Annotated in this window: 13 protein-coding genes; 9 read left to right on the top strand and 4 right to left on the bottom strand. The window is 66.9% G+C overall.

Features of this window, described 5'->3' with window-relative positions:
* Nucleotides 1-116 precede the first annotated feature (116 nt).
* Nucleotides 117-374 carry a hypothetical protein gene (locus O3139_RS13690; RefSeq protein ID WP_269516495.1) on the top strand — a complete coding sequence of 86 codons (258 nt, stop codon included), beginning with the start codon at nt 117-119 and terminating at the stop codon, nt 372-374.
* On the opposite strand, the gene O3139_RS13685 is transcribed toward O3139_RS13690, so the two are convergent.
* From O3139_RS13685 to O3139_RS13670, 4 genes are all read right to left on the bottom strand, one after another.
* Nucleotides 375-3,179: a TonB-dependent receptor gene (locus O3139_RS13685; RefSeq protein WP_269514652.1), complete on the bottom strand. Its 2,805-nt coding sequence runs from the start codon at nt 3,177-3,179 to the stop codon at nt 375-377.
* 178 nt (nt 3,180-3,357) lie between these two features.
* Nucleotides 3,358-4,806, bottom strand: coding sequence for a sigma-54-dependent transcriptional regulator (locus tag O3139_RS13680; protein WP_269514650.1), 1,449 nt, complete (start codon nt 4,804-4,806; stop codon nt 3,358-3,360).
* A gap of 117 nt (nt 4,807-4,923) precedes the next feature.
* The gene (locus tag O3139_RS13675; protein WP_269514648.1) at nt 4,924-6,714 is read right to left on the bottom strand and encodes a DUF4153 domain-containing protein; all 1,791 of its coding nucleotides are present in this window, start codon (nt 6,712-6,714) and stop codon (nt 4,924-4,926) included.
* 49 nt (nt 6,715-6,763) lie between these two features.
* The gene (locus tag O3139_RS13670; protein ID WP_269514646.1) at nt 6,764-7,249 is read right to left on the bottom strand and encodes a DUF1203 domain-containing protein; all 486 of its coding nucleotides are present in this window, start codon (nt 7,247-7,249) and stop codon (nt 6,764-6,766) included.
* 105 nt (nt 7,250-7,354) lie between these two features.
* Between O3139_RS13670 and O3139_RS13665 the strand changes: the two genes are divergently transcribed.
* From O3139_RS13665 to O3139_RS13630, 8 genes are all read left to right on the top strand, one after another.
* Nucleotides 7,355-9,163, top strand: a complete 1,809-nt coding sequence (locus tag O3139_RS13665) for a M3 family oligoendopeptidase (protein ID WP_269514644.1) — start codon at nt 7,355-7,357, stop codon at nt 9,161-9,163.
* A gap of 38 nt (nt 9,164-9,201) precedes the next feature.
* Nucleotides 9,202-9,501: a BrnT family toxin gene (locus O3139_RS13660; protein WP_269514642.1), complete on the top strand. Its 300-nt coding sequence runs from the start codon at nt 9,202-9,204 to the stop codon at nt 9,499-9,501.
* Nucleotides 9,502-9,520: 19 nt separating this feature from the next.
* Nucleotides 9,521-9,736, top strand: coding sequence for a BrnA antitoxin family protein (locus tag O3139_RS13655; RefSeq protein ID WP_269514641.1), 216 nt, complete (start codon nt 9,521-9,523; stop codon nt 9,734-9,736).
* Nucleotides 9,737-9,804: 68 nt separating this feature from the next.
* Nucleotides 9,805-10,080, top strand: a complete 276-nt coding sequence (locus tag O3139_RS13650) for an aa3-type cytochrome c oxidase subunit IV (RefSeq protein ID WP_269514640.1) — start codon at nt 9,805-9,807, stop codon at nt 10,078-10,080.
* Between the two features lie 165 nt (nt 10,081-10,245).
* On the top strand, nt 10,246-11,379 hold the full coding sequence (locus O3139_RS13645) for a Re/Si-specific NAD(P)(+) transhydrogenase subunit alpha (RefSeq protein WP_269514638.1): 1,134 nt from the start codon (nt 10,246-10,248) through the stop codon (nt 11,377-11,379).
* Nucleotides 11,376-11,630 (top strand): hypothetical protein, encoded by a 255-nt coding sequence (locus O3139_RS13640; protein ID WP_269514636.1) that lies wholly within the window; start codon nt 11,376-11,378, stop codon nt 11,628-11,630. The genes O3139_RS13645 and O3139_RS13640 overlap by 4 nt, the downstream gene beginning before the upstream one ends.
* Complete coding sequence (locus tag O3139_RS13635) at nt 11,630-11,974, top strand: NAD(P) transhydrogenase subunit alpha (protein ID WP_269514634.1); 345 nt, start codon at nt 11,630-11,632, stop codon at nt 11,972-11,974. The genes O3139_RS13640 and O3139_RS13635 overlap by 1 nt, the downstream gene beginning before the upstream one ends.
* The gene (locus O3139_RS13630; RefSeq protein WP_269514632.1) at nt 11,971-12,276 is read left to right on the top strand and encodes a hypothetical protein; all 306 of its coding nucleotides are present in this window, start codon (nt 11,971-11,973) and stop codon (nt 12,274-12,276) included. The genes O3139_RS13635 and O3139_RS13630 overlap by 4 nt, the downstream gene beginning before the upstream one ends.
* The last annotated feature ends 6 nt before the right edge of the window (nt 12,277-12,282 follow it).

Here is a 12,282-nt window from a genome sequence, read left to right as displayed (position 1 = left end):
GGGGCGGGTCCCTGAAGCGCTCGACCGGGTTCAAGACCGGATCCGGGTTTCAAAAGAAGGACAAGCCCGCGCCGAGCCCCTTCGAGGCCGAGCAGGAGGCTGCGCGTCGCAAGGCCCTGAATGCCCTCAAGCGCGCCAAACGCGCCGCCGACAAGGCGGGGATCGCCCTGTCCGACTGGGAGGGCGAGTTCATCGAGGGCGTCACGGACCGCATCAAGACCTATGGCCGCGCCTTCGGTGATCCGGAAAAGGGTGCACCGGGCCAGGCCCTGTCGGCCATGCAGGGCCGCAAGCTGAAGGAGATCACCCTGAAGGCGAACGGCGAGGTGCCGAAGCGCCGGTGGGGGCAGCGCAAGCCGCCCCAGACCGACTGATCAGTACAGGATCTTGCGGAACGTCAGGCTGATGATCCGGCCCTGCGGGTCCAGGTAGTCGGGCTGGTAGTTCAGCGCGACGTCGCCGGTCGAGGACCGCACGTCCTGGCGACTGTCGAACAGGTTCTGGACACCCAGATTGATGCGCGCACCCTTCAGCCAGGGGAATCTCGCCACCCAGGTCGGGCGCGACGACAGGTCGGCGAAGACGTTCAGGTTCACGGTCGTCTGCGAGCTGAACGTCAGATCCGATCCTCCGAGCCCTCCGTCGACCTCTGTGCCCTGCAGCCAGTTGGCGTTGACGAAGGCACCCAGGCCGTTCCTGAACACCCCGCCCTGGATTTGCAGCTCGTTGCGAGGCGTGCCGCCGCGCGATCCGGTCGCGGCCCCGTCCAGAAGGTCGAGCACCGGCAGGCTGTCGGCGATCACGATCTGATCGGCGAAACGGTAGGTGTGATAGATCGAGACGTTGAAGCGACCCTGACCCGGTTGCCCGCCGCCGAAGCCGCCGCGTCCGCCGCCGCCGCCGAACATCATCATGGGGCCGCCGCCGGGACGCCCCTGACCGCCGCCGACACCCGGAGGCGGGCCACCCGCACCACCGGGCCGACCGCCGCCCAGGCCCGCAAAGCCGCCAGCACCCGGCGCGCCAGCTGCCGGAGATGTCGGCGTTCCAAAGGCGCGCGAGAAGTTGAAGCCGGTGCGCAGTTCCTCGCGGCGCGTTTCTGCATAGTTCAGCGGGCGGGCATCGATCGAAACCAGCTCTCCGGCGACCCGCGTAAAGCGCGACGGCAGGGCGGCTTCCAGATCGGCCGTGATCGTCGGGAAGGCACTGATGGCGTTCTCGATCACAGTGTTGGTGTAGTTGGTGCTGACGCTGAAATCCTGGGTCGACCAGGGCTTGAAGTTCAGGCCGACCTTCCAGACGTGGCGATTGTCGGCGCTCAACCCGGCATTTCCGCCGTCGATCCGGTTGATCAGCACCGACTTGTTGGTGCGGTAGTCGAACACGGGAGAATTGGGCGTGGTGATGACCGGGTCGTTCAGCTGCTGGATCGTCGGCGCGCCCTCCTCGTCCGTATAGCTGACGATGACGCTGAACGGGTCGGCCGGCACCCAATTGAACCCTGCGCCCAGGGTCGTCAGACCGCCGAAGTCCGAGGCATGATCGTAACCGGCGTTGAAGTTCACTGACAGGTCACCGAGAAAGCCCAGAATCTCGCGGCTGGGGTCCGAGACCGGCAGGGTGAAGTTGACAGTGCCATAGGCGCGGTCGCGGCCGATCGAGCGGCTGCTGAAGACATTGGTCCCGGTGGCGTCGTTATACCGCGAGCTTTCGGCATCGAGGGTGCGGGTGTCGCCGCCCAGCTTGATGGTCGCGTTCACGCCGCCCGCCGGAGCGTCGAACAGGTCGCCGGTGAGGACGGCCTCAAGGTTGCCGCCGCTGGCAACGGCGTTGGCGGTGTCCACCCGGCGGGTGAAGCTGGAGGCGGCCAGGGCCCCGAAGGGGTTCAGCGTTCCCGCGGTTACAGCGGCCTGTGCTGCCCTGGTGTCGAGGCCGCTGCCGGTCGTGGTGTCGGTCTCGACCCGGTCATAGGCACCGGACAGGGTCCAGCGATAGTCGCCGACGTATCCGTCCAGCAGCAGACCCAGATTGCCGGTCAGGGTCTCGTTATCGCGGGTCACCGCACCCGGGTCGGCGATGTAGCGATAGACGTTCACCTCACGCGAGAACGGCGACCCGTTCCGCCCTGCGGGAGCCTGCAGCGTCACGCCCGGCAGGCCCAGATAGCTGAAGCTGGCAGTGTCGTTCAGGGTCAGGCTGACCGTGCCCTTGATGGTCTCGTTCAGGTCGCGGGCCCAGGATGTGGTCAGACGGGTGGCGTCGCCGCGCGGCAGCAGGGTGCGATAGGCACCGAGGTCGCCTGTACGAGGCGCGTTCGCGCCGGCCGCGAACTGTGCCAGCGTCGGGTTGGATACGCCGGGGTTTGCGGCATAGGTGACAGGCGTTCCGGCCAGCATCGAAAGGGCTGGATCGATTTCGTACGGAGGTTGCGGGTTCGGCTGTACCAGGGTGGGGAAGCGGATACCTCCAACATTGCCGATCAGGTCGAACGGTTGGGAGCCCGGCGAGCGGGTGATGTCGCGCTCGTCTTCCCACAAGGCGGTGTTGTGGGTCTGCTCCAGCTCGAAATTCCAGCGGTCGCGGACATTGACCTGGAAGGCACTGATCTGGGCACCCGTCGTCGTGCGCCCCCCTTGCGACGGTCCGTTGACGCGCCCCTGCAGCGAGCCCTGACGGAAGTCGGCCTTCAGAATGATGTTGACCACCCGCTGGTCGGCGGCAAACCCGTAGGTCAGGGCGACCTCTTCCGGCAGGATCTCGAACCGCTCGATCGCCTCGAACGGGATGCCCCGGATTTCCTGGAAACCCGAGGTGCGGCGCCCGTTCAGCAGGACGACGGGACCGCCGTCGCCACGCCCGCGCCCGCTGCGGGTCAACGGTTCGACCGCCGCCAACAGCTCGGCGACGTTCGTCGCGCCATAAGCCGCCAGCTGTTCGGAGGTCAGGGTAATGTCAGGTTCGATATCGCCGCGGACGCTGCCGCGTGGTTTGGTGCCCGACACGAGGACGTCGTCCACGACGTCCCCGTCCGCGCTGGAGGCCGGCGCGCCCGTGGGTTGAGCGTCCTGTTCGTCCCGGGTCGCGGGCACCGGCGCGGTCCGGGGCGGCGCGGTCTGCACCGGCATCGTCTGAAGGGTGCCCGAGGCAAGCGCATATAGCAGGGCGGCAGCGATGGTCATGGAACGGTCCGGACAGAACGAAGGAAAGGCCCGACGTTTCAAGACCAGCGCGAGGCAGCCCTGTCCGGCGGTCGTTGTTACACGACCCTGCTATCGGTATCCGTCGCGGCGTCAATGAGGCCGATCATGTCGGCGACACGTCCGGGTTGCACGGTGCGGCCCTTAGGCCACAGTGCGTTCAGGAGGCTTCCTTCAGCGAGCCTTCCAGTCCCTGCTCGCGGACCTTTCTATACAGCGTCGAGCGACCGATGCCCAAACGGCGCGCGATCTCGGACATATGGCCTGCATAAACCTCTATGGCGTGCTGGATCAGGTCGCGCTCGATGTCTTCCAGCGTGCGCAGGTGTCCCCGTTCATCGAGGATCCGGATGGGCTGTTCGGGCAGGGGCGACAGGTCGGCATAGCTCTCGGCGATCGCGGCCGAGGGCCGGGACTGCGGTTCCAGCGGCATCGCGATCCCCGAGATGGCCGGGAAGTCATGCGGCTGCAGGAATGGCGCATCGGCCAGGACGATGGCGCGATAGATGGTGTTCTCCAGCTGGCGCACATTGCCGGGCCAGTCGAAGGCGGTCAGCAGGGCCAGGGTCTCGGGGGCGGCACCGGCGATCCGCTTGCCTTCCTCGACGTTGAAACGCCCGATGAAGTGATCGATCAGCGCGGGGATATCCTCGCGGCGTTCGCGCAGGGCCGGGGCCTCGATGGGGAAGACGTTCAGGCGATAGAAGAGGTCCTCGCGAAAGTGGCCCCCGGCTACGGCCGTCGACAGGTCGCGGTTGGTGGCCGAGACGATCCTGACGTCGACCTTGACCGATCGCTTGGAGCCGACCGGGTCGATCTCGCCTTCCTGCAGCGCGCGCAGCAGTTTCACCTGCATATCCAGCGGCAGTTCGCCGATCTCGTCCAGGAACAGGGTGCCGCCGTTGGCCTCCATGAACTTTCCGAGGTGTTTTTCCGAGGCCCCGGTAAACGCGCCCTTCTCGTGGCCGAACAGGATCGACTCGACCAGGTTGGCGGGCAGGGCACCACAGTTGACGGCCACGAACGGCTTGCCAGAGCGTTCGGAGGCACCGTGCAGGGCGCGGGCGATGACCTCTTTACCCACGCCGCTTTCGCCTGTGATGAGCACGGGGATGGACGATCTGGCGGCGCGCGCGCCGAGCTGCTTGACGATCTGCATCGGACGGCTGTCGCCGACCAGATCGGCGAAGGTGACGCGGCCGGCGACGTGTTTCTTCAGCCGACCGACCTCTGCGGTCAGCTGGGTCAGCTGAAGCGCGTTCCTGATGCCGACCAGAATGCGTTCCGGACTGGCTGGCTTGATGAAGAAGTCCTGGGCCCCGGCCTGCATGGCCTTGACCACGGTCTCGATCCCGCCATTGGCGGTCAGGACGATGACGGGCGCCGTCACGCCGGCGGTGCGGATCTCTGCCAGGGCCTCCATGCCACTCATACCCGGCATGACCAGGTCCAGCAGGACGACGTCGGCCCCACCGCCCTTTGTCAGGCGGTCGATGGCCTCGCCGCCCGATTCGGCGTGCACGACGACATAGCCTTCGCGGTCCAGCACAGCCTGAACCAGGCGGCGCTGGGTCGGATCGTCATCGACCACCAGAACGGTCTTGGCCATTGGGCACCCTCATCAACCGGATCGGCCGTCGCACAGGCAGGCGCGACTGGCTCGTTTCGGCACGGATTTAGGTCCTGCGCGGTGAAGATCGGGTGAGAGGGCGTGGTGTGCGGGCGGTTAACAGGGCGGCGGGATTGGGAAGGCGTTGGTCGACAGGGTCGATGACCCGCGTCCCTCGACCGCCAGATCCTTCCAGCCGCCCGGCGCGACCGGGACCAGGTCGCCGTCCCGCAGCAGCTGCCGGGCATCGCCGGGTGGCGACCCGGCGCAGGTCGGGATCGGGTAGTCGCCGACAGGCACGAAGGCATCGCCGTCCTCGCGCGCGAACAGCGTGATGCGGTCCACCTGCACGAGCAGGATTTCCAGCGGCGGCTGTCCGTTCATATCGCGCTGGGTGGCGAGACAAAGGCCGGGGAGGGTACAGGCGCGCCTGGGGTCGTCCAACGCCGGCGTCGCCAGGAAGGCGTCGGGCAGAGCGGCCTCACCGGGCAGGGTCTCGATGGCTGGGACGAACGTCTCGGTCGCCGGGTCGTCGGAGAACAGACCGTCCTTGGCCGCCCGGGCACGCTTGGCGACCTCGGGGTCCGGGGAGGCGATCAGCCGGTCCAGTGCCGCGGTGCCCACACGACCGCTGTTGAAGGCAAGAAACGCGTAGTCGAAAGCCTGTGGCGTGACCTTGCCCGCCTGCAGCCGTGCGACCTGATCGGCGACCGACAGCCGGGCGGGGTCCGCCAGCGGACTGAACAGGGCCAGTATGATGGCCACCTGAAGCACGGCGGTGGCGATGTTGGTGCGTTCCAGCGGCTGCATCCAGTCGCCCTTCGACCAGAAGGTCCTGAGCGCCGCGAAGCCGTAACCTCCCGCATAGGCCAGACCGACCAGGGCGCAGGCCACGGCGATGATCCGGTCGGGCGTCAGGCCGTGCTGACCGATACGCAAGGACAGGCCCCAGAAGGCGATCAGGACCAGCGGCGTCAGCAGGACCGAGGCGACGCGCACGGCGATCCGGAGCACGGACGGCGGCAGGTTGTCCGCACGACCATCCTGATAGGCGGCGTTGATCAGGATGATCAGGGCACCGGCAGCGGCCAGGACCAGGGCCGTGGCGCTGCCGGTTTCCCAGAGGCCGTCCAACCCGGTGAAGGGCAGGGCAGCCATGAATCCTCCGACCAGCACGGTCAGGACCAGCAGGAGCCAGGACAGAAGCATCAGGGCGACGGTGCGCACGCCCCGGATCAGGCCGTCACGGACATCCGTCAGCTGGACGGCCGTGGCGAAGGCGAGGCTCGTCAGCGGCAGCGAGAACCAGGCCTCTTTCAGAAGATCGCCGAGGAAACTCAGGCCGATGATGTTGAACAAAGCCGCCCCGAGGAACAGCAGCAACCAGAAGGCTCCCGCGAAGGCGACCGACAGGGCCAGCTGGACCCCGGCCATCCAGGCGACGTCGAAATAGGCGGCATAGGTGGCGAACAGACGTCGCTCGCGGTCGGCCGGGACAATCAGATGGTGAGCGATGAACAGGGCCGTTGCCCCGAAGGCCATGAGGCCGAAGGTCAGCGGCGTGCCCAGGCCGGCGGTCTGGCGGGAAATGTCGTGCAGGGCCAGCAGCGCCAGGATGACGGTGGTGACGGCGGCCCAGATCCCGAGGGTCAGCAGCCTCAGCCGACCCACGCCGGCGAGCAGGACCAGCGGCAGGTAGAGGGACACGATCAACAATGGACCGAATACGGCCGGCTCGGTCGCGGGCCAGGTAGGCGGGCCGCCCTCGGTCGACTGGAACAGCCCGTAGAGCAATACGCCCTGGACCAGCCCGATGACCAGTCGCGCCAGCCCGATGGTCCGGCGGTCTCCGGTCTGGCCCAGCGTGTCGCGGCCCGCGCCGTGTTGATCCGTGGTCTCTGTCATCATGGTCTGCCCCTTGCCCGTCCCGGCAGCGTATCTGACCCAGACCCCGCCTTTAGGGAAGCGATGGTTCCTGACGAACGGCCCGGGCGAGGTAGCAGCCGCGGGGCGCGAAATGGATATGGACCTGTTCGGTCGCCGGATGGCCAAACCATTCCTCGAGACGGGCATCCAGCTCGGTGCCGTCGATGACGAGACCTTCCAGCATCATGTTCCGGCGATCGTAGATGCGCAGCGACAACGGGCGTTTGCGCAGCATCTCGGGCGCGGGCCCCTCGACGGGCTCGGCCTCGACGGCGGCCTCACGAACGAAGATGGGGCCGGACGCGCGATAGGGCGAGGACGGATCAGTCATATGGACGTGATGGACCAGAACCAGCCGTTCCCCGGCCTCGGCGTCGCGCAAGCTGACGCGGCAGGGGGCCCGGCCGGGTGCGTCGGCGACCCAGCGCCGCGCGCCGACGGCGGCCAGCTCGGCATCCGTCATGGTGAAAAAGGGCGCGAACGGCGCGATGGGCAGGGCTTCGATTCGATAGGTCATGGGGCGAACTCCTGAGGGTATGGCCCAGCGTGCGACGATCCATGCCGTTCGTCTGGCGGCTTTCGGCCGTTGCGCCGCGCCGCCCGTGACCCCACAACGAGAGGCATGAACGCGCCCTTCAAAGCCCCGCCCCATTCCGATCCCGCCGAGCCCCCGCTGTGGGACCTGTCCGACCTGTATGGCTCGCGAACCGATGCGAAGATCGCGGCCGATCTGGAGACCGCTCGACAGGGCGTGGCCGAGATGAATGCGCTGCAAGGGCGGTTCGTCGAAAATCGCGGCGATCCGGAGGCGCTGGGGGCGACCCTGAACCGGGCGATCACCCTCTATGAACAGGCTTCAGAAAGGCTGGGCGCGCTTGGAGCCTATGCCTTCCTCGCCGCTTCGACCGCGCGCGACGATGCCGGGGCGCAGGGGTTCGAGGCGGACCTGCGCGAGAAAATCACCACCATCGCCACCCCGACCGTCTGGCTGACGCTGGAGATCAATCAGCTGGAGGAGGCCGAGATCGAGGCGGCGTTGGCCGCCGATGCCGGCGCGGCGAAGTGGCGGCCCTGGCTGCGGCGCGTGCGGGCCATGAAGCCGCATGAGCTGTCGGGCGAGCTGGAGACCTTCATCGCCGAACGGATGCCGATCGCGGCCCAGTGGCCCCGTCTGTTCGACGAGACACTGGCGGCGCTGCGGGTCGAGAGCGGCAAGGAGAGTCTGACGCTGTCGGAAGCGCTCAACCAGCTGTCCGATCCGAAGGAGGCCAGGCGTCGCTCTGCGGCCGAGGGGCTGAACGCCGCCCTGGTGGCACGGGCCTCGACACTTGCGCTCACGCTCAACACCGTTGCGGCCGAAAAGGCGATGGAGGACCGCTGGCGCGGTTTCAAACGTCCCGCCGACAGCCGTCACCTGGCCAATGAGGTCGACGGCGAGGCGGTGGACGCCATGGCCGATGCAGTCGCCGCCGCCTATCCGAAACTGTCGCACCGCTACTATGCGCTGAAGGCGAAGGCGCTGGGCAAGACGACGCTGGACCAGTGGGACCGCAATGCGCCGCTGGAGACCACGGCCCCGCGCGGGTTCGACTGGCAGCAGGGCCGCGAACTGGTGCTGGAAAGCTTCGGCGATCTCGGGTCCGAGTTCGCCGACCGCGCCGGGCGGTTCTTCGATCAGCCGTGGATCGACGCGCGCGCGCGGGCCGGCAAGCAGTCGGGGGCCTATGCCCACCCGGTGACGGCCGATCGTCACCCCTATGTCTTCCTGAACTGGATGGGCGAGCGACGCGACGTCCTGACCCTGGCGCATGAGCTGGGCCATGGCGTGCACCAGACCCTGGCGGCCGGGAAGGGGACCCTTCTGGCCGACACGCCATTGACCCTTGCGGAGACCGCCTCGATCTTCGCCGAGGGTCTGACGTTCGACCGGCTGCTGGCGACCGCCCCCAGGGCCGAGCAGCGGGGCCTGCTGGCCGGGCGGATCGAGGACGGCCTGAACACCGTGGTGCGCCAGATCGCCTTCCATCGATTCGAGACCCGGTTCCACGACGAGCGGGCGAAGGGAGAGGTCCCGGCCGACCGGCTCGGTGAGCTGTTCCTCGAGGAGATGGGCGCGTCGCTGGGCCCGGCCGTGACGCTGAACCCCGGCTATGAGACGTGGTGGAGCTATGTCAGCCACTTCGTCCACTCGCCCTTCTACGTCTATGCCTATGCCTTCGGCGACCTGCTGGTCGCGGCGCTGATGGAGACGCGGCGAAAGGACCCGGACGGGTTCGCGCCACTGTATCGCGAGCTGCTGGCCGCAGGCGGAACCAGAACCTATGTCGAGGCCCTGGAGCCGTTCGGGCTGAACCCGCGCGACCCGGCCTTCTGGGCCATCGGGACACAGAGACTGGAACGGCTGGTTGATCAGTTCGAGGCGTTGGCTTGAAATTGTAAATACAAAATTGTAAGTACGGCGAGCTTTGGATGAAGTTCGACTGGGATCCGGAAAAGGCCAAGGCAAATTTCGCCAAACACGGTGTCGCTTTCGACGTCGCCATGAGGGTCTTCGACGATCCTCGATCCGTGACAGTGTTCGATCGTACCGTCGCCGGAGAAGAGCGCTGGAGGACTGTTGGTAGGGTAGGCGTGGCGACCATTCTCTTCGTAGCCCACACCTGGCTGGACGAAGATGGCGAACTCTACGTCCGGATCATCTCGGCCCGTCGGGCCGACAGACTGGAGATAAGAGCCTATGAAAGAGGCGACGAGGGACATTTCCGCTGAGCTGGAAGCTCTGGCGAACATGCGCGACGAAGACATCGATTACAGCGATATTCCGCCGGTGCGCGATTGGTCGGGGGCCAAGCGCGGTCTGTTCTATCGCCCCGAGAAGCAGGCCGTGACGATTCGCCTCGACGCCGACGTGGTCGCCTGGTTCAAGAGCGTGGAGCCGAAATACCAGACGGCCGTCAACCGTGTGTTGCGAGAGTATATGCTGGCCCACGCCAAGGCAGGCTGAAAGCCTTGAGCCTGACGCCCCTGTCGCTATAAGACCCGCCACAACGCTTTCACCACCGGACCCCTCTCATGGCCGACCATCATCACGACACCCTGCACGACGCCGCCGATCATGATGCGGAGGCCTATGTGCATGGCACGATGACGATCGAGGAACAGGCCTCGACCTGGGCCCTGTTCCAGGACCTCGCCAAGTGGGGCTCGCTGATCGTGGCCTGCGTCCTGCTGTTCCTGACCCTGGCCTTCCAGCCGGGCGGCAGCATCGTCGGCGGCCTGATCTCGGCGGCCGTCGTCGGCGCGGCCGGCTTCTTCTTCCTGAAAGGCGGGAAGAAGGCAGGTCACTAATTCGAGGCGCTAACGCTCGCGACGCGGTCGCTCGCGCCTTGAGCGCCGGAATGTTCGCCAACGCTCGACGCGTGGCATCTCGCGCCTTGAGAGCGGTTCACCTTTGACGCCGTCGCCTTCCAACGCCTAACGTCGATCGATCCGCTTCGGATGGGGGAGATTCGCTTGGCCGTTGCCATCGCCGTGACCCGGGAACGCCGTGAGGGCGAGACGCGCTGCGCCGTCACTCCGGAAACCGTCAAGAAACTGATCGGCCTGGGCGCCACGGTGACGGTCGAGGCCGGCACCGGCCTGGGGGCCGCCATTCCCGACAGCGAATACACCGATGCCGGAGCCTCGGTGAAGCCGGACACCCGCGCCGTGCTGGAAGGGGCCGACCTGGTCCTCAAGGTGCGCGGACCGACGGCGCAGGAAGTCAGCGCCATGAAGCCGGGCGCGGTGGTCGTGGCCATGCTGGACGCGTATCGCGAAAAGGACACGGTCGCGGCCATGGCCGGGGCCAATGTCACTGCCTTCGCCATGGAGTTCGTGCCCCGGATCACCCGGGCCCAGGTCATGGACGCCCTGTCGTCCCAGGCCAACCTGGCCGGATACCGGGCCGTGATCGAGGGGGCCTATGCCTACGGCAAGGGCTTTCCGATGATGATGACGGCGGCGGGCACGGTCGCCCCGGCCAAGGTCTTCGTCATGGGCGTGGGCGTCGCGGGGCTTCAGGCCATCGCCACGGCAAGGCGGCTGGGCGCGGTGGTGACCGCCACGGACGTCCGGCCCGCGACCAAGGAACAGGTCGAATCGCTGGGGGCCAAATTCCTTGCGGTCGAGGACGAGGAGTTCAGGAACGCCCAGACCGCCGGCGGCTATGCCAAGCCGATGTCGCCTGAATACCAGGCCAAACAGGCGGCCCTGACCGGCGAACACATCAAGAAGCAGGACATCGTCATCACCACGGCCCTGATCCCCGGCCGCGCCGCGCCGGTGCTGGTGAGTGCGGAACAGGTGGCCTCGATGAAGCTGGGCAGCGTGCTGATCGACCTGGCGGTCGAGGCGGGCGGCAATGTCGCGGGATCGAAGCCCGGCGAGGTCGTGACGACCGCGAACGGGGTCTCGATCGTCGGCTACACCAACCTGCCGGGACGCATCCCGTCGGACGCCTCGGCGCTCTATGCCAAGAACCTGGTGGCGTTCACGGGTCTGCTGATCAGGGACGGCGCGCTGACGCTCGATCTGGAGGATGAGATCCTCAAGGCGTCGGTGGTCACGCACGGCGGGGCGGTGGTGCACGAAGGGGTGCGGGGATGATCCTTCGCTGGACCCTAACAGTCATCGGCTGGTGCTCGATTGCGGCAGGGCCTTTCTTTGCGATCTCAGGTTACGTCCAGACCTTCGAATTCGCGAAGCTGTCCGGTGAGACGGTCTCCGGGCCAATGCTCTGGAGCACCTCGTTGGGGGCGCTGCCGGGGCTCATCATTGGCATCGGCTTCGGTGCTGCCTTGCTGATGCTCGCATCCCTTGATCGACGCTTCGCTAGACCGGAACGAGGAGCTGCTTGATGGAACACGTCGATCCCACCGTCTTTCGCCTGGCCATCTTCGTGCTGGCGATCTTCGTCGGCTACTATGTCGTCTGGTCGGTGACGCCGGCGCTGCACACGCCGCTGATGGCCGTGACCAATGCGATTTCCAGCGTCATCATCGTCGGTGGCCTGATCGCTGCGGCGGCCGTGTCGGGCAATGTCGCCGGGCCGAACGCCTGGATCGCCAAGGGGGCGGGCGTCGTGGCCGTGACCCTGGCCAGCGTCAACATCTTCGGCGGCTTCATGGTCACGCGGCGGATGCTGGCCATGTACAAGAAGAAGGAACGGCCGGCCAAGGTCGAGTCCAAGGCCGCGCAGTGATCCACGACGCGTTCAACCTGTCCCCCGGCTCCATCGCCTGGACGGCGTCGTGGATCGCCACGGGCGTCGGGCTGGCCATGTGGCTGTGGAGTTGGCTGGGCGAGAAGAATGCGATCCAGAAGCTGCGTTGGCGCGACTGCGGCGTGGTCATGCTGTTCTCGGGCATCCTGACCCGGATCGTGGTGCAGGACCGGCCGATGATGTCGTGGGACTGGGCGATGGTGCTTCTGGGCCCGTTGTTCATCGCCGCCGCCCTGTGGCGGCTGGCGCGGACGGCGCAGGGCGTGACGGAAAGAATTTGAGGGGAA

The organism is Brevundimonas subvibrioides (assembly GCF_027271155.1).
Classification (GTDB): Bacteria; Pseudomonadota; Alphaproteobacteria; order Caulobacterales; family Caulobacteraceae; genus Brevundimonas; species Brevundimonas subvibrioides_D.
This window is presented reverse-complemented; position numbering and strand designations above follow the sequence as displayed.